This window comes from Enterobacter cloacae complex sp. P24RS (genome assembly GCF_014982165.1).
Taxonomy (GTDB): domain Bacteria; phylum Pseudomonadota; class Gammaproteobacteria; order Enterobacterales; family Enterobacteriaceae; genus Enterobacter; species Enterobacter quasihormaechei.
Map to the genome: position 1 here is coordinate 319,555 of NZ_JADCKU010000004.1, position 16,432 is coordinate 335,986.

16 protein-coding genes are annotated in these 16,432 nt (G+C 55.2%); 8 read left to right on the plus strand and 8 right to left on the minus strand.

Translation table 11 applies throughout. The features are described from left to right. Positions 1-8 precede the first annotated feature (8 nt). The 3 genes from ynfE to INF58_RS06145 all read right to left on the minus strand — a co-directional run bounded on the left by ynfE (position 9) and on the right by INF58_RS06145 (position 3,840). A complete protein-coding gene (gene ynfE, locus INF58_RS06135; RefSeq protein ID WP_193527246.1) occupies positions 9-2,447 on the minus strand; it encodes a selenate/tellurate reductase subunit YnfE in 2,439 nt (812 codons plus the stop codon). Between the two features lie 130 nt (positions 2,448-2,577). Next, positions 2,578-2,883 carry a DUF1161 domain-containing protein gene (locus INF58_RS06140; protein ID WP_193527247.1) on the minus strand — a complete coding sequence of 102 codons (306 nt, stop codon included), beginning with the start codon at positions 2,881-2,883 and terminating at the stop codon, positions 2,578-2,580. A gap of 102 nt (positions 2,884-2,985) precedes the next feature. After that, the gene (locus INF58_RS06145; RefSeq protein ID WP_193032508.1) at positions 2,986-3,840 is read right to left on the minus strand and encodes a benzoate transporter; all 855 of its coding nucleotides are present in this window, start codon (positions 3,838-3,840) and stop codon (positions 2,986-2,988) included. Between the two features lie 191 nt (positions 3,841-4,031). Here INF58_RS06145 and INF58_RS06150 point away from each other — a divergent pair, with 191 nt between their 5' ends. Continuing rightward, positions 4,032-4,742, plus strand: a complete 711-nt coding sequence (locus tag INF58_RS06150; RefSeq protein WP_112792238.1) for a YnfC family lipoprotein — start codon at positions 4,032-4,034, stop codon at positions 4,740-4,742. Positions 4,743-4,759: 17 nt separating this feature from the next. Here INF58_RS06150 and speG read toward each other — a convergent pair whose 3' ends face one another. Continuing rightward, complete coding sequence (speG, locus tag INF58_RS06155; RefSeq protein ID WP_047354707.1) at positions 4,760-5,320, minus strand: spermidine N1-acetyltransferase; 561 nt, start codon at positions 5,318-5,320, stop codon at positions 4,760-4,762. After that, on the minus strand, positions 5,320-5,658 hold the full coding sequence (locus tag INF58_RS06160; protein WP_063451459.1) for a DUF1283 family protein: 339 nt from the start codon (positions 5,656-5,658) through the stop codon (positions 5,320-5,322). Before INF58_RS06160 ends, speG begins: the two co-directional genes overlap by 1 nt. Positions 5,659-5,808: 150 nt before the next feature. Between INF58_RS06160 and INF58_RS06165 the strand changes: the two genes are divergently transcribed. The 5 genes from INF58_RS06165 to INF58_RS06185 all read left to right on the plus strand — a co-directional run bounded on the left by INF58_RS06165 (position 5,809) and on the right by INF58_RS06185 (position 11,630). Next, complete coding sequence (locus tag INF58_RS06165; RefSeq protein WP_063866824.1) at positions 5,809-6,135, plus strand: YnfA family protein; 327 nt, start codon at positions 5,809-5,811, stop codon at positions 6,133-6,135. A gap of 110 nt (positions 6,136-6,245) precedes the next feature. After that, positions 6,246-7,460: a D-mannonate dehydratase ManD gene (gene manD, locus INF58_RS06170; protein ID WP_063866823.1), complete on the plus strand. Its 1,215-nt coding sequence runs from the start codon at positions 6,246-6,248 to the stop codon at positions 7,458-7,460. A 14-nt stretch (positions 7,461-7,474) separates the two neighbouring features. After that, positions 7,475-8,494: a Zn-dependent oxidoreductase gene (locus INF58_RS06175; RefSeq protein ID WP_193527268.1), complete on the plus strand. Its 1,020-nt coding sequence runs from the start codon at positions 7,475-7,477 to the stop codon at positions 8,492-8,494. A 72-nt stretch (positions 8,495-8,566) separates the two neighbouring features. Further along, entirely contained in the window at positions 8,567-9,943 is a 1,377-nt protein-coding gene (locus INF58_RS06180; protein ID WP_193527248.1) for an MFS transporter, read from the plus strand. 223 nt (positions 9,944-10,166) lie between these two features. Further along, on the plus strand, positions 10,167-11,630 hold the full coding sequence (locus INF58_RS06185) for a mannitol dehydrogenase family protein (protein WP_193527249.1): 1,464 nt from the start codon (positions 10,167-10,169) through the stop codon (positions 11,628-11,630). 44 nt (positions 11,631-11,674) lie between these two features. On the opposite strand, the gene ydfZ is transcribed toward INF58_RS06185, so the two are convergent. Further along, positions 11,675-11,878: a putative selenium delivery protein YdfZ gene (gene ydfZ / locus INF58_RS06190; protein WP_063451453.1), complete on the minus strand. Its 204-nt coding sequence runs from the start codon at positions 11,876-11,878 to the stop codon at positions 11,675-11,677. A gap of 287 nt (positions 11,879-12,165) precedes the next feature. On the opposite strand from ydfZ, the gene INF58_RS06195 reads away from it, so the two are divergent. Beyond that, positions 12,166-12,597 (plus strand): universal stress protein, encoded by a 432-nt coding sequence (locus tag INF58_RS06195; protein ID WP_063451452.1) that lies wholly within the window; start codon positions 12,166-12,168, stop codon positions 12,595-12,597. A gap of 34 nt (positions 12,598-12,631) precedes the next feature. On the opposite strand, the gene INF58_RS06200 is transcribed toward INF58_RS06195, so the two are convergent. Both INF58_RS06200 and ydfG read right to left on the minus strand, forming a co-directional pair. Next, complete coding sequence (locus INF58_RS06200; RefSeq protein ID WP_063866819.1) at positions 12,632-13,318, minus strand: GntR family transcriptional regulator; 687 nt, start codon at positions 13,316-13,318, stop codon at positions 12,632-12,634. 90 nt (positions 13,319-13,408) lie between these two features. Beyond that, entirely contained in the window at positions 13,409-14,155 is a 747-nt protein-coding gene (gene ydfG / locus INF58_RS06205) for a bifunctional NADP-dependent 3-hydroxy acid dehydrogenase/3-hydroxypropionate dehydrogenase YdfG (protein WP_063866818.1), read from the minus strand. Positions 14,156-14,298: 143 nt separating this feature from the next. On the opposite strand from ydfG, the gene dcp reads away from it, so the two are divergent. Beyond that, the gene (gene dcp, locus INF58_RS06210; protein WP_193527250.1) at positions 14,299-16,332 is read left to right on the plus strand and encodes a peptidyl-dipeptidase Dcp; all 2,034 of its coding nucleotides are present in this window, start codon (positions 14,299-14,301) and stop codon (positions 16,330-16,332) included. Positions 16,333-16,432: the final 100 nt, after the last annotated feature.

Here is a 16,432-nt window from a genome sequence, read left to right on the forward strand (position 1 = left end):
TCTATTCCTTATGCCTTCTCGATCTGCACCAGGTTCGTGTGCTGCGGGTTGCCTTTCGCCAGCGGTGACGGGCGGTGCGTGGTCAGGGTGTTGATGCAAGACCCGCGATCGACGCGATCGCCGTTCATGTTGGCGTCGTGCCAGGCGCCCTGGCCCATCGCACTCACGCCGGGCATGATGCGCGGCGTGACTTTGGCGGCAATGCGCACTTCGCCGCGGTCGTTAAACACGCGCACCATGTCCCCGTTTTTAATGCCGCGCTTCCCGGCGTCCACGGGGTTAAGCCACACCTCCTGACGACAGGCGGCCTGGAGCACATCCACGTTGCCGTAGCTGGAGTGGGTGCGGGCTTTAAAGTGGAATCCGAACAGTTGCAGCGGGAATTTACTGCGCTCGGGCGCGTCCCAGCCTTCGAAAGTTGAGGTATAAACCGGCAGCGGGGTAATGGTTTCGTCTTTTTGCAGCTCCCAGGTTGCCGCAATATCCGCCAGCTTGCTGGAGTAGATTTCGATTTTCCCCGACGGGGTTTTGAGTGGATTGGCGTCCGGATCGTCACGGAATTTTTTATAGGCCACAAAGTGTCCATTCGGATCTTTGCGCTTATAAATACCCATTTTCTTCAGCGCGTCGTAGGACGGCAGTTGAGGATCTCTGGCGACCATTTTGGCGTACAGATAGTGCAGCCACTGCTCCTGCGTCCGGCCTTCGGTGAATTTCTGATGGATATCCGGTCCGAGGCGTTTCGCCACTTCGCTCATGATCCAGTAGATGGGCCTGCGCTCGAACTTCGGGGCGGTAACCGGCTGGAGGAAAATCAGGTAGCCCATGTTGCCGGCGTAATCGTTGGGGATGATATCTTCCTGCTCAACGGTCATCAGGTCCGGCAGAACAATATCGGCATACTTCGCGGACGAGGTCATGAAGTTGTCGATGACGACGATCGTTTCGCACTTACTCTCATCCTGCAAAATGTCGTGGGTTTTGTTGATATCGGAGTGCTGGTTGATGAGGGTGTTACCCGCGTAGTTCCAGATGAACTTGATCGGCACATCGAGCTTATCCTTGCCGCGCACGCCGTCGCGCAGGGCGGTCATCTCCGGGCCACGGACAATGGCATCCGTCCAGCTAAAGCAGGAGATTTGCGTTTTCACCGGATTCTCCGGTAGCGGCATGCGTTCGATGGTGATGGTGTAGGTCGATTCGCGCGCGCCGCTGTTGCCGCCGTTAATGCCGACGTTGCCGGTCAGGATCGGCAGCATGGCGATGGCGCGGGAGGTTTGCTCCCCGTTGGCCTGACGCTGCGGGCCCCAGCCCTGGCAAATGTAGGCCGGTTTCGCCGAACCGATTTCACGGGCCAGCTTAATGATGCGATCGGCGGGGATGCCCGTAATGCGCGACGCCCACTCCGGAGTTTTCGCGGTTTTGTCATCACCCTGGCCGAGAATATAGGCTTTGTAATGACCATTAGCAGGTGCGCCTTCCGGCAGGGTTTTTTCGTCATAACCCACGCAGTATTTATCGAGGAAAGGCTGATCGACGAGATTTTCAGTAATCAGCACCCACGCGATACCCGCCACCAGCGCGGCATCGGTGCCCGGACGAATGGGGATCCACTCGTCTTCACGCCCAGCGGCGGTGTCGGTGTAGCGCGGATCGATAACGATCATCCGCGCGTTAGAGCGTTCGCGTGCCTGTTCGAGGTAGTAGGTTATCCCGCCGCCGCTCATGCGCGTTTCCGCCGGATTATTGCCGAACATCACCACCAGTTTGGTGTTTTCAATATCCGAGGTGCTGTTGCCGTCGTTGCTGCCGTATGTGTAGGGCATGGCGCAGGCGATCTGCGCGGTGCTGTAGGTCCCGTAGTGGCTAAGGAAGCCGCCGTAGCAGTTCATCAGGCGTGCGACCAGCGAGGCGTAAGGGGAGGAACGGGTGATATTGCCGCCTACGATCCCGGAGGAGTAATTAATGTAGACCGCTTCGTTGCCGTATTTTTCGACCACGCCTTTCAGGCTGGCGGCGATGGTGTCCAGCGCTTCTTCCCAGGTGATACGCTCAAACTTACCTTCTCCACGTTTGCCCACGCGTTTCATCGGATAGTTCAGACGGTCAGGATGGTTAATACGACGGCGGATAGAACGACCGCGCAGGCAGGCGCGAACCTGATGATTGCCGTAAATATCCTCGCCGGTGTTATCCGTTTCAACCCAATAAACTTCGTCATCGCGTACGTGCAGACGCAGCGCGCAGCGGCTCCCGCAGTTCACCGAGCAGGCGCCCCAAACGACTTTGTCTTCCGCGGGCTGAACGGCGGTTTGCACTGCGGCGGCGGCGCTTTTCAAACCGAAAGGTAATGCGATCCCACCGGCGGCAAGCGCCAGGGATCCTATGGCAGTGGATTTAACCAGAGCTCGACGGCTTATCCCGCCGTGATGTTCAACTTCGGACATGACTCACCCCATCATTGGTAATAATTATTTTCACCCGTGACTACAACTGGGCTAATGATGGGGGGAGTGTTACTTATTTGGAGGTATTAAATATTAATCCTCGTCAAATCAGGGGAATTGAGTGGCAAAATCATTGCGGCTCAGTAGGCGCATTCTCCTGCGTTCCCGCCCCGCTTACCGGGTAATTACCGCTGCTGGTGCGGGTGTACAGAATTTTGAAGGTATCGTTGGCACAATGCCCAACGACCTGCGCTTCCGGCTGATCGGCCTGATCGTTCGGAACGATGTTCAGGGTAAAGCCAGACTCCGGCACGCCGTTGTTGATAATCTTCTGCTGAATGTCGCTTTTCACGCGCTCGCAGGAGTCCGGGGCCGCAAGAATCGCAGGTGAAGCACTCATTAACAGCAGGGCGGTAATCCAGGGTAACCGTTTCATCTGTAGCTCCTTTTCACTGTGTAGATAATAAGCATAGCAGGATTAGGGTAAGCTTTTGTTTTAGTGTGTCTCTTTCTGAATTGTCCTGGAGCCCTGCCTGCTTCATAAAATAAATTGCGAATACTGCTGCTGATTGTCTACCAGATAAGCAGGCAGGTTGCGTTTTGATACCTCTTGCTTGACCAGTTTTCGGTCTCGTCCCCAGATATCCTCAGCGTTGCTGATAACCTTCATGATATGTTCCGGGTTATTAAATTCCGGCAAATCGTATTCGGTGTGAGAAATGGTAGACATTTTTTCGGAAATTCTTTCTGGGGTCATTACCCATGAGAAATGCCAGCCGCCATCTTTCACAATCTTATTATTGATTTTTAACCAGTTCCATTTAAACCATGACCAGTTTTTATCTTTGCGGGCACGCTTCCAGTTTCTAAAAGATTCAGGCTCACCATGGAAGAAATGCTTCAGGTTGTAATAGGACGTCGCGCGGGGCAACGTACATTTTCTCGGCGTGCCATCCGTGTTGTGAACCTGTAGATTAAACTGATAGTTGAATACGTTTTGATGAATAGTCGTGCAGAGCGCGCGCGGATTAATGGCCCTGACCGTGTCGGGAGAGAAGATTTCGTCAACGTCTGACACCAGAATCAGGTCGTTATCTGCCGCGTCTTTTAACCCGTTCATAATGGAGTTGCGAAGCGCTGCTTCATTTGCCCAGGCATCAACCTGGGTATTGTCTGCACTGTTTAAAATAGGCTGCGCGTCAAAAGGCACGTAAATAATTTTGTCTTTGAATTTGGCAAACTTAGTCATATCGAAATGCAACTTTCGCGGTATGCCCGTAAAAGAGTGTGTTGCTTCAACTATGACAAAACGGTCAACGACATCAGCGAGCGTATGTAATCTGATGTCGAGCAACATATCTTCGTCATAGTACAAAAAACAGTCGTAAATCATGATGTTAACCCGAAATGTATTAATCTGATTTTATAATTGTGTGGAATCTTGCGCGCTCAAAGTAGCCACTTTGACAAGGCTCGTCAATGCAAACGAGGGATTTACACAGCGCAAAGAGGCAGATGAAGTGCTGTTATGTAAGTTCCTGTATTTGCTAATATGATTGTATCTCTCTCTGAACGGTAAATGATGTGAAGAAATACGCAGCGATAACGCTACTGGCAACGGTACTGGTGGGATGCGACAACAACACCGCGCCGCTGTCATTTACGCCGGAGATGGCGAGTTTTTCAAACGAGTTTGACTTTGATCCTCTTCGCGGCCCGGTGAAAGATTTTACCCAGACGCTGTTCAACGACAAAGGTGAAGTCTCCAAACGCGTGACCGGCACGATGTCGACGGAAGGGTGTTTCGATACGCTTGAACTGCACGATCTGGAGGCTAACACGGGCGTTGCGCTGGTGCTGGATGCGAACTACTACGTCGATGCTGAAACCCAGCAGCAGAAGGTGAAGTTGCAGGGGAAATGTCAGCTGGCAGAACTGCCATCGGCCGGGGTGACGTGGGACACCGACGATAACGGGTTTGTGGTTGCCGCGCACAGCAAAGAGATGGAAGTAAAGTACCAGTATGACGCCGACGGCTACCCGCTGGGTAAAACCACGGTGTCCGGCGACCAGCGTTTATCGGTCCAGGCAACGCCGTCGAAAGATCTGCACAAGCGTATGGATTATACGGCGGTAAGCCTGTTGAACGATAAACCGATGGGCAATGTAAAGCAGAGTTGCGAGTACGATCGCCACAACAACCCGGTGAGCTGTGAACTGGCGATCGTCGACGACAGCGTCAAACCTGCCGTTGAGCGCAAGTACACCATCAAAAACAGCATTGAATATTATTGAGAATAAAACCGCGCAGGTTACTGCGCGGTGGGTTTAAGCAGGCTGGCAGAGGAGGACTTATGTCCGGCCAGATGTTGATGCTGGAAAATGCACATGCGGATGGTGTTACGGTATTCGCCGTTAATAAAGAACTCATGGATCAGTTCACCTTCCACCATAAAGCCCAGCTTACGGTAGATATGAATCGCTTTTTCGTTCTCTTTATCGACGATCAGGTAAAGCTTGTAGAGATTCAGGACGTTAAATCCGTAATCCATCGCCAGCTTTGCCGCCCGCGAAGCAAGACCTTTCCCCTGGTGTTCCGGTGAAATAATGATCTGAAATTCCGCCCGACGGTGGACGTGGTTGATCTCAACCAGTTCAACCAGCCCGGCTTTTTCACCTTCGCACTCCACCACAAACCGGCGTTCGCTCTGGTCGTGGATATGCTTGTCATAAAGATCGGACAGCTCAACAAAGGCCTCGTAAGGCTCTTCAAACCAGTAGCGCATCACGCTGGCATTATTGTCGAGCTGGTGAACAAAGCGTAAATCTTCGCGCTCCAGCGGACGGAGCTTCACGTCACACAGCGTCGACATTACGGTGCTACCGTGCGGCCAGTACGACGATCCAGGCAGCGCAGGGTGTTAGGCTCCCAGTAAGCGTTGACGTTGGCACTTTGCTGGCACTTATCGCGCGCGTCAAACGCCACATCCTCTTTATCCCACTCTTTTTCAGCGCGTTTATTCACTTTCTGACGCAGGCTGCGGGTGTCATTCCATTGTTCTTTGTCCATGGCGGCGTTCTGACGGCTTTGCGCGCTGTCACCAGACTCAATGATGAGCTTGCTGGTTTCGGCTGATGCCGTTGCGGCAAAGGCGAACGAGGACAGCGCCAGTGCGGCTGTCAGACAAAGGCGTTTGCTTAATGTAGTCATAGCGTTTCCTTTAAACGGGTGCAGAAAATCGGATTACCCCGTTGGATTCTACACCAATCCGAAAGGGTGTCATACCCGCGCCGCAGGTATGGGAACGATGAGAGCATTATCGCGTATGATGTCTAAATCAATCCTCACGAAACGAGAAAAATGTTCAAAACGACGCTGCTTTTTTTCGCGACCGCGCTGTGTGAAATCATCGGATGTTTTTTACCGTGGCTCTGGCTAAAGCGGGGCGCGTCCGCGCTGCTGCTGATCCCTGCTGGGGTGGCGCTGGCCCTTTTTGTCTGGCTGCTTACCCTGCATCCGGCCGCCAGCGGACGAGTTTATGCCGCCTACGGCGGGGTGTACGTCTGTACCGCACTGCTGTGGCTGCGCGTTGTCGATGGCGTCAGGCTAAGCCTGTACGACTGGGCTGGCGCAGTGGTTGCCCTGTGCGGCATGTTGATCATCGTGGCCGGCTGGGGACGCGCATAAGCGTCCTTATAATGTGATCGTCCGCTGATTTTACGATCATTATACTTGTATGGTAGTAGTGTAGTTGCGTAAATTTCCTGCATCACAACGAAGATGTAAGGAAATGGATTATGAAGATTGTCGGGGCTGAAGTATTTGTCACCTGCCCGGGGCGTAACTTTGTCACCCTTAAAATCACGACCGATGAGGGCATTGTCGGCCTGGGTGATGCCACGCTGAACGGACGTGAACTTTCCGTGGCCTCCTACCTGAAAGATCACCTTTGCCCACAGCTGATTGGCCGCGATGCGCACCGCATCGAAGATATCTGGCAATTCTTTTATAAAGGGGCCTACTGGCGCCGTGGTCCGGTCACCATGTCCGCGATTTCCGCCGTGGATATGGCGCTGTGGGACATCAAAGCAAAAGCCGCGAACATGCCGCTCTACCAGCTGTTGGGCGGCGCATCCCGCGAAGGGGTGATGGTCTATTGTCACACCACCGGGCACACCATTGATGACGTGCTGGAAGACTACGCCCGCCACAAAGAGATGGGTTTTAAGGCCATCCGTGTGCAGTGCGGCGTGCCGGGGATGAAAACCACCTATGGTATGTCTAAAGGAAAAGGGCTGGCGTATGAGCCTGCAACCAAAGGCGACTGGCCGGACGAGCAGCTGTGGTCCACCGAGAAATACCTTGATTTCACGCCAAAACTGTTTGATGCCGTGCGTAGCCAGTTTGGCTTCAACGAACATCTCCTCCACGACATGCACCACCGTCTGACGCCAATCGAAGCGGCGCGGTTCGGCAAGAGCATTGAAGAGTTCCGCATGTTCTGGATGGAAGATCCCACTCCCGCTGAAAACCAGGAATGTTTCCGCCTGATCCGCCAACACACCGTCACGCCGATTGCCGTGGGTGAGGTGTTTAACAGCATCTGGGACTGCAAGCAGCTGATTGAAGAGCAGCTCATTGACTATATCCGCACCACCATAACCCACGCGGGCGGCATCACCGGGATGCGTCGTATTGCGGATTTTGCCTCACTCTATCAGGTGCGTACCGGTTCACACGGCCCGTCGGATCTGTCGCCGATTTGCCACGCCGCGGCGCTGCATTTTGACCTGTGGGTACCGAATTTCGGCGTGCAGGAGTATATGGGGTACTCAGAGCAGATGCTGGAAGTGTTCCCGCACAGCTGGCGCTTTGATAACGGCTATATGCACCCGGGTGACAAGCCAGGGCTGGGCATCGAGTTCGACGAGAAGCTGGCGGCGAAATACCCGTACGATCCGGCCTATCTGCCGGTGGCCCGCCTGGAAGACGGCACCCTCTGGAACTGGTAAACGAGGAGCGAATGATGAAAAGCGTAGTGATCCAACAGCCCAATGCGCTGGTGATTGAAGAGCGTCCCCTCCCGTTGCCGGGCGCAGGGGAGGTCCGCGTCAAAATCAGGCTGGCCGGGATCTGTGGTTCAGACAGCCATATCTATCGCGGGCATAACCCGTTTGCGAAATACCCGCGCGTCATTGGTCACGAATTCTTTGGCGAAATAGACGCGATTGGCGAAGGCGTGGAAAGCTCCCGGCTGGGCCAGCGCGTCTCGGTTGATCCGGTGATCAGCTGCGGGCACTGCTACCCGTGTTCCGTCGGAAAACCGAACGTGTGCACCTCGCTGGTGGTGCTGGGCGTCCATCGCGACGGTGGCTTCAGCGAATACGCCGTTGTGCCGGCAAAAAACGCCTGGCACATTCCGGCTGCGATCCCAGACAAACACGCGGTGATGGTTGAGCCCTTCACCATTGCCGCTAACGTCACGGGGCAGGCGAAACCCACCGAACACGACGTGGCGCTGATCTACGGCGCAGGCCCGATGGGGCTCGTCACCGTGCAGGCGCTGAAGGGCGTTTACAAGGTGAAGCAGGTCATCGTGGTGGATCGTATTGATGAGCGGCTGGCGATGGCGCAGCGCAGCGGTGCAGACTGGGTCTTCAACAACGGAGAGCAATCGCTACAGGCCGCGCTGGATGAAAAAGGGATCAAGCCGACGTTGATCATCGATGCTGCCTGTCATCCCTCCATTTTGCAGGAAGCGATTGTGCTGGCTTCCCCGGCGGCACGCATCGTGCTGATGGGCTTCTCCAGCGACCCGAGCCAGATCGTGCAGCAGGGGATCACCGGCAAAGAGCTGTCAATTTTCTCGTCGCGCCTGAATGCCAACAAATTCCCGGTCGTTATCGACTGGCTGGAGAAAGGGCTGATCGACCCTGAAAAACTGGTCACCCACACATTTGACTATCACCACGTTACAGACGCCATCGAACTGTTTGAAAAAGATCAGCGGCAGTGCTGCAAAGTCTTGCTCACGTTCGACCAATAAAAATCACGCGGTTAAGAGCCTGCGAAGACAGGCTCTAAGTGGTACGCATCTTACCTTTCAGAGACAGCCATTATGACTCAAGCACAACCTCAAAGAAGTACGTCAGACCTGGTGAAGGCCGCCGTATCTGGCTGGCTGGGCACCGCCCTGGAGTTTATGGATTTCCAGCTCTACTCCCTTGGCGCCGCGCTGGTATTCCATGAAATCTTCTTCCCTGAACAGTCTGCGGCCATGGCGCTGATCCTGGCGATGGGGACCTACGGCGCTGGCTACATCGCGCGTATCGTCGGGGCATTTATCTTCGGCAGAATGGGGGACAGAATTGGCCGTAAAAAGGTGCTGTTTATCACCATCACCATGATGGGGATCTGCACCACCTTAATTGGCGTATTGCCAACCTACGCGCAGATCGGGATTTTCGCACCGGTGCTGCTGGTGACGCTGCGTATTATTCAGGGGCTGGGCGCGGGGGCGGAAATCTCCGGCGCAGGGACCATGCTGGCGGAGTACGCGCCGAAGGGGAAACGCGGCATCATCTCCTCGCTGGTCGCCATGGGAACCAACTGCGGAACGCTGAGCGCCACGGCGATCTGGGCCGTCATGTTCTTTGCCCTCGATCGTGAAGAGCTTATTGCCTGGGGCTGGCGCGTGCCGTTCCTCGCCAGCGTCGTGGTGATGATCTTCGCCATCTGGCTGCGTATGAACCTTAAAGAGAGCCCGGTGTTTGAGAAGGTTAACGACGACGAAACCGTTGCGCCGGCGGCGCAGGATACCTCATTAGGCGCGATGTTTAAGAGCAAATCGTTCTGGCTGGCAACGGGGCTGCGCTTTGGTCAGGCCGGGAACTCAGGTTTGATTCAGACGTTTCTTGCCGGGTATCTGGTGCAGACGCTGTTGTTTGATAAGGCGATCCCAACCGATGCGCTGATGATCAGTTCGATTCTCGGCTTCCTCACCATCCCGCTGCTGGGCTGGCTGTCCGATAAAGTGGGGCGCCGTCTGCCGTATATCCTCCTTAATATTTCAGCCATCATACTGGCTTACCCGATGCTGTCGATCATCGTCGATAAAAGTTACGCGCCGGGCGTGATCATGCTCTCTATCATCGTTATTCATAACTTCGCGGTGCTCGGGCTGTTTGCGCTGGAAAATATCACCATGGCAGAGATGTTTGGTTCGCGGAACCGCTTTACCCGCATGGCGATCTCGAAAGAGGCGGGTGGGCTGGTGGCCGTAGGCTTTGGTCCGGTGCTGGCGGGGATCTTCTGCAACATGACCGGGTCCTGGTGGCCGATTGTGGCGATGCTGGTGGCGTACTCGCTGATTGGGCTGCTCTCCGCTTTGCTGATGCCGGAAGTGCGCGATCGCGATCTGAGTGAAGCGGAAGATGCGGCAGAAGCGTCACATAAGGGGTCGGTAGCCTACGGCGCGCTCTCTTCCCGTCGCTAATGGTTTACATCTTGCGCTACCTGTCACACAACTTTTCTCTGATGTCACACCACATGGCGAAAAGTTAATGTAAATCAAGATCTGAAAACGACGTATCAGTATGGTTAATGGCAGCGTTTTTTGACTCCGACTGCCATTCTAGTTGGTGTAGTCAGCAGGCGCTGCCGCTTTGTTAAGCAAGCGGCAGCGAATCACAGCTTTCATTAATTAACGAGTCTCAATCATGGAAAACCGGTTATTACAGGCGAAGGCAACGCGTCCGCAGTACGATCGCGGCAGCCTTAAGGCACGCATTGTTCATTTAGGGTTTGGCGCGTTTCACCGCGCGCACCAGGCGGTGTACACCGACATACTCGCCGCAGAACAGGGCAGCGACTGGGGTTACTGCGAAGTTAACCTGATTGGCGGCGAACAGCAGATCGCCGATCTGAAGGCACAGGATAACCTTTATACCGTGGCAGAAATGTCTGCCGATGCCTGGACGGCACGCGTGGTCGGCGTCGTTAAAACCGCGCTCCATGCGCAGGTGGACGGGCTGGAAACCGTGCTGGCGGCCCTGTGCGAGCCGCAGGTTGCCATTGTGTCGCTCACCATCACCGAGAAAGGGTATTGCCACTCCCCGGCAACCGGACAACTGATGCTCGATCATCCGTTAATCGTTGCAGACCTGCAAAACCCGCATCAGCCAAAATCTGCACCGGGCGTGGTGGTGGAAGCGCTGGCGCGTCGCAAGGCGGCGGGGCTACCGGCATTCAGCGTGATGTCCTGCGATAACATGCCGGAGAACGGCCACGTGATGCGCAATGTGACCTGTGCCTACGCGCGCGCTGTTGATGGCGAACTGGCCGACTGGATCGAAGCGAACGTCACCTTCCCGTCAACCATGGTGGATCGTATTGTGCCCGCCGTCACGGCCGACACGCTGGATAAAATCGAGCAGCTGACTGGCGTACGCGATCCGGCAGGCGTGGCCTGCGAGCCGTTCCGCCAGTGGGTGATTGAAGACAATTTCGTTGCAGGCCGTCCTGAGTGGGAAAAGGCCGGTGCGGAGCTGGTTTCTGATGTCATTCCGTTTGAAGAGATGAAGCTGAGAATGCTTAACGGCAGCCACTCGTTCCTGGCCTATCTTGGCTACCTGGCCGGTTATCAGCACATTAATGACTGCATGGAAGATGAACATTACCGTATCGCCGCGCATGCGCTGATGCTGAAAGAGCAGGCGCCGACGCTGAAAGTGAAAGGCGTGGATTTAGGTCGTTATGCCGACCAGCTGATCGCGCGCTACAGCAATCCGGCACTGCGCCACCGCACCTGGCAGATCGCCATGGACGGCAGCCAGAAATTGCCGCAGCGCATGCTCGATTCCGTGCGCTGGCACCTTGTCCACCAGAAGCCTTTCCCGCTGCTGGCCCTGGGCGTGGCGGGCTGGATGCGTTATGTCGGCGGTGTGGATGAGCAGGGTAACGCGATTGAGGTGAGCGATCCGCAGCTGGCGGTGATTCAGGCGGCGGTAAACGGTAGCCCTGAAGGGGAAAGCCGCGTTAATGCGCTGTTGGGCATTGAGTCTATTTTCGGTAACGAGCTGCCGAAGGACGCGGTGTTTGTGGCGGCGGTCATGCAGGCCTATCAGATGTTGCTACAAAAAGGCGCGAAGGCCACGGTTGCGGAGTACGCCGCTCAGCTGTAACGCTATGTCATGCCGCCGTTCGCGGCGGCATGTCGGGGCACGGCTTAGTGCATCCCCAGGCGAATCAGCTCAATCGGTTCGAACTTACCTTCGCATCCGTCCACTTCAACCGTTTTATTACGTCGCACCTGCTCGGCATTAAGGCCGTCGCTGTGGATCGCTTTAATCACGCCGAACTGGCCTGTGCCGCTAATCATGACGCGGCTGCCGGTGGTGATTGCATTGCGGTTACGGTCGTATGTCATCATGGTATTTTCTCCTCTCGCACTTATCCGTTACGGCGCTAATTCAACGACTGCCGTTCACGGGGCACTATTAATACGCCTCTCTTAAACGAAATTATTTGCTTTTGATCAAGCTCACACTTTTTTCTTATTTCATGATGGCGTTGACGGTTCAGGACACCGCTTTACAAAGCGGACAGTTATTTTCCTTAATTGATAATTTCAGGATGCAAGTGTTTAGGCTTTGTTTATCTCCGCAATGCCATTCTGGAAGCAGAAAATAACCCTTCACTGGAAAAGGAGTCAGGCTTATGTATAAGAAAATTTTGATGCCTGTTGACGTGTTTGAAATGGACTTGAGCGACAAAGCGGTACGCCATGCGGCCAATCTCGCGAAGGCGGAAGGCGCGACCATCACCCTGGTCAACATTCTTCCTAACAGCAGCCGTTCGTTACTGCGGGGGTTCAATGCCGATATTAAGAAATTCGAAGAGTATATGACCGCCGAGTCTGATAAGAAGATGAAAGCGCTGAAACGGCTCTTTGATATGTCCCCGGACAATATTGACTGTGAAGTACGCTTCGGCAACGTACGGGATGAAATCATCAAGCTCAGCAAAGAGGGGAAATATGATGTCATCGTTATCGGATCGAAAAATCCGAGTATCACAACGCATCTGCTGGGTTCGAATGCTGAAACTATCCTGCGCTACGCCACTATTCCGGTATTAGTGGTTCGCTAATCGCTTCGCCGCAACCGAAAGGGGCGGCGAGGTTTTATTCTTCGCTAAACCACTCGCTGTTTTCCTGACGAATTAACTGAACCGACTCGCTAATTTCCTGGAGGTGAAGCGTCATTGCTTTATCTACGGCTTCCGCGTCGCGTTTTTCCAGCGCGCTGAAAATATCGTGATGCTGGCGCAGCAGCATTTCTGGCGGAGACACGTGGTCGAGGCTCATATAGCGCACGCGGTCGATGGTGGCCTTGATGTTTTCGACGGTATCCCACGCGAGCTGGCACTCGGCAATCTGCGCCAGTTTCTGGTGAAACTCATCGTCCAGCTGGAAAAAGTCGTTTAACTGTTTGCGATCGATGGCAATGCGTTGCTGATGCAGGTTTTGCTCCAGCTGGTAACACTGGTTGTCGTTGATGAGCGACGCGGCGCGGCGCACAACCGCACACTCGATGGCCTGGCGAACAAAACAGCCGTTACGCACCTGCGAAAGCGAAATTTTATTCACGTAGCTGCCGCGCTGAGGGCGGATCTGAATAAGGCCGTTTTCTGCAAGCTTAATAAACGCCTCGCGCACGGGCTGACGGGAAACGTCAAAACGTACCGAAACCTCTTTTTCTGAGAGCGGCGTTCCCGGCGGGATCAGGCAGCGAACAATATCACGGCGTAAGATGCGATAAATTTGCTGATTAACGGGCTGGGTAGGATTAAGTTGCGATTCAGCGGCCATGGGTTGTGATTTCTCAGAGAGTTAACCTGAACATACTACCATTCTTTTACCCGTCATCACATACCCGGCCCGCAGGCCGGGAAGGGTGAATTACCCGCGATGCACGCTGAGTCCGGCATAGGTCTGGCTGACGGGCATCATCTCAACAGTATTGATGTTGACATGCTTCGGCAGCGTCGCGACCCACCAGACGGTTTCGGTGATATCTTCCGGCGTCAGCGCATTTGCATTTTCATAGGTTTTATCCGCTTTCGCGTCGTCACCCTTGAAGCGCACGTTGGAGAATTCCGTTCCGCCTACCAGGCCCGGCTCAACGTCGGTCACGCGGATGGCGGTACCGTGCAGGTCGGTGCGCAGGTTCAGGCTGAACTGGCGTACAAAGGCCTTGGTTGCGCCATAGACGTTGCCGCCCGCGTAAGGCCAGCTGCCTGCGGTGGAACCGATATTAATGATATGACCACGATTACGTTCAACCATGCCCGGCAGCACGGCGCGGGTCATGTACACCAGGCCTTTGTTGTTGGTGTCGATCATGTTTTCCCAGTCTTCCACGCTGGCTTTGTGGGCAGGCTCCATGCCCAGCGCCAGGCCGGCGTTATTGACCAGAACGTCGATGTCACGCCATTCGGCAGGCAGGTTTGCAATCATCTCTTCAATGGCGGCACGGTTGCGCACGTCCAGCTGCGCGGTCAGGATGCTGTCGCCCAGATCGTCTTTCAGCTCCTGCAAACGCTCCTGACGTCGACCCGTTGCAATCACCTTGTGTCCGTTGGCGACGAAGCGACGCGTGATGCTTTCACCAAAACCTGCCGTCGCCCCGGTAACTAAAATAATCATCTCACTGTTCCTCAACGCTTTTTGTGTTGTACTACCATAGCACGCTCTCGGGCGGGTCGTTAAGGCAACATTTGTATGACGTCATTGCAGGCCGGGGCAGGCTGGCCTACTCTGGTGAGAAATACCGTGCTCAGGAGTAAACGATGTCGGTCAACAACCCTTTCTTTGACGTGAGCCTGCTGCCTTATCAGGCCCCGCGTTTTGATGTGATAGAAGACAGCCACTATCGCCCGGCGTTTGATGAAGCAATGCGCCTCAAGCGTGCTGACATTGACGCGATTATCGCGCAGCGCGCCGCGCCGGATTTCGATAACACCGTGCTGGCGCTGGAAAAGAGCGGGGCCATGCTGTCGCGCGTTAGCAGCGTGTTCTTCGCCATGACGTCCGCACACACCAACGATGATCTCCAGGCGCTGGACGAGCAGTTCTCTACCGAACTGGCCGGGCTGGCGAACGATATCTGGCTAAACGATACGCTTTTCGCCCGCGTGGAAGCCGTCTGGCAGGATCGCGACACGCTGGATGCTGAATCCCGTCGGCTGACAGAGGAGACGTATCAGCACTTTGTTCTGGCGGGTGCGCGACTGAACGCCGATGAAAAAGCCGAGCTGAAAGCCCTGAATACCGAAGCCGCCACCCTGACCAGCCAGTTCAACCAGCGCCTGCTGGCTGCAAACAAGGCGGGCGGGCTGGTGGTGGACGATGTTCAACATCTTGACGGGCTCAGCGCGGAGGAGAGAGACGCCGCCGCTCACGCTGCCGCAGAAAAAGGGCTGACGGATCGCTGGCTGATCCCGCTTTTGAATACCACGCAACAGCCCGCGCTGGCAGCACTCACGCAGCGCGAGACGCGGAAAAAGCTGTTTAATGCGGGCTGGGAACGCACTCAGAAAGGCGACGAAAACGATACGCGCGACCTGATCCGTCGGCTTACCGCGTTACGGGCAAGGCAGGCGCAGCTGCTCGGGTTTGAAAACTATGCCAGCTGGAGCATTGCCGACCAGATGGCGAAAACGCCGGCTGCCGCGCTTGAATTCATGCGCGGGATAGTTCCTGCGGCGCGTAACAGGGCCGCGCTGGAGCAGGCAGATATTCAGAAGGTCATTGACGGCGAGCAGGGCGGTTTTTCGGTGCAGGCCTGGGACTGGGCGTTTTATGCCGAACGCGTGCGCTCAGCGAAATATGCGCTGGACGAATCGCAGATTAAACCCTATTTCGCGCTTAATACCGTGCTGGAGGATGGCGTATTCTGGACCGCCACGCAGCTGTTCGGCATTCGCTTTGTCGAGCGTTTCGATATCCCGGTCTATCACCCGGACGTGCGCGTGTGGGAGATTTTCGATCATACGGGTGAAGGCATGGCGCTGTTCTACGGCGACTTCTTCGCGCGTGATTCCAAAGCCGGCGGCGCCTGGATGGGAAATTTCGTTGAGCAATCTTACGAGTTTACCGCGCGTCCGGTGATTTACAACGTCTGCAACTATCAAAAACCGGCTAACGGGCAGACCGCGCTGATCTCCTGGGACGATGTGATTACCCTGTTCCACGAGTTTGGCCACACGCTGCATGGCCTGTTTGCCAGCCAGCGCTATGCCACGCTTTCTGGCACCAATACGCCGCGTGATTTTGTTGAATTCCCGTCGCAAATCAATGAACACTGGGCCAGCCATCCGCAGGTATTTGCACACTTTGCCCGTCACTACCAAACCGGCGAGCCGATGCCGGATGCGCTGCGGGAAAAAATGCTCAACGCGACCCAGTTTAACAAGGGTTATGACATGACGGAGCTGCTGAGCGCCGCGCTGCTGGATATGAACTGGCACGGCATTCAGGCGCCGGTTGAGGACGTGGAGGCCTTTGAATCCGCCGCGTTGAAAAAAGAGGGGCTGGATCTTGCTGCCGTACCGCCGCGCTATCGCAGCAGCTATTTCGCCCATATTTTTGGCGGGGGCTACGCGGCAGGGTATTACGCCTACCTGTGGACGCAGATGCTGGCCGACGACGGCTACCAGTGGTTTGTCGAGCAGGGCGGCCTGACGCGTGAAAACGGGCAGAAATTCCGCGAGGCGATTTTGTCGCGCGGTAACAGTACTGATTTAGCTGAACTTTACCGGAACTGGCGCGGCCACGATCCGAAGATCGAACCGATGCTGGATAACCGCGGGTTGAGTTCGTAAGGGCTTTTTCAGGCTGGAAGCAGAACCGGGCGCGGTGCCCGGTTTTTGCCCGATTTTGTCTTCCCCAAAACTCCTCCAAAATTCCTCCCCAAAATGAATT

Excerpts from the sequence above, each read along its gene's own strand:
- INF58_RS06140 (WP_193527247.1), bottom strand. The coding sequence starts at position 2,883 with ATGAAACGGTTACCCTGGATTACCGCCCTGCTGTTAATGAGTGCTTCA.
- INF58_RS06195 (WP_063451452.1), top strand. The coding sequence starts at position 12,166 with ATGTATAAGAAAATTTTGATGCCTGTTGACGTGTTTGAAATGGACTTG.
- ynfE (WP_193527246.1), bottom strand. The coding sequence starts at position 2,447 with ATGTCCGAAGTTGAACATCACGGCGGGATAAGCCGTCGAGCTCTGGTT.
- ydfZ (WP_063451453.1), bottom strand. The coding sequence starts at position 11,878 with ATGATGACATACGACCGTAACCGCAATGCAATCACCACCGGCAGCCGC.
- INF58_RS06145 (WP_193032508.1), bottom strand. The coding sequence starts at position 3,840 with ATGATTTACGACTGTTTTTTGTACTATGACGAAGATATGTTGCTCGAC.
- INF58_RS06200 (WP_063866819.1), bottom strand. The coding sequence starts at position 13,318 with ATGGCCGCTGAATCGCAACTTAATCCTACCCAGCCCGTTAATCAGCAA.
- speG (WP_047354707.1), bottom strand. The coding sequence starts at position 5,320 with ATGTCGACGCTGTGTGACGTGAAGCTCCGTCCGCTGGAGCGCGAAGAT.
- ydfG (WP_063866818.1), bottom strand. The coding sequence starts at position 14,155 with ATGATTATTTTAGTTACCGGGGCGACGGCAGGTTTTGGTGAAAGCATC.
- INF58_RS06160 (WP_063451459.1), bottom strand. The coding sequence starts at position 5,658 with ATGACTACATTAAGCAAACGCCTTTGTCTGACAGCCGCACTGGCGCTG.
- INF58_RS06175 (WP_193527268.1), top strand. The coding sequence starts at position 7,475 with ATGAAAAGCGTAGTGATCCAACAGCCCAATGCGCTGGTGATTGAAGAG.
- INF58_RS06185 (WP_193527249.1), top strand. The coding sequence starts at position 10,167 with ATGGAAAACCGGTTATTACAGGCGAAGGCAACGCGTCCGCAGTACGAT.
- manD (WP_063866823.1), top strand. The coding sequence starts at position 6,246 with ATGAAGATTGTCGGGGCTGAAGTATTTGTCACCTGCCCGGGGCGTAAC.
- INF58_RS06165 (WP_063866824.1), top strand. The coding sequence starts at position 5,809 with ATGTTCAAAACGACGCTGCTTTTTTTCGCGACCGCGCTGTGTGAAATC.
- dcp (WP_193527250.1), top strand. The coding sequence starts at position 14,299 with ATGTCGGTCAACAACCCTTTCTTTGACGTGAGCCTGCTGCCTTATCAG.
- INF58_RS06180 (WP_193527248.1), top strand. The coding sequence starts at position 8,567 with ATGACTCAAGCACAACCTCAAAGAAGTACGTCAGACCTGGTGAAGGCC.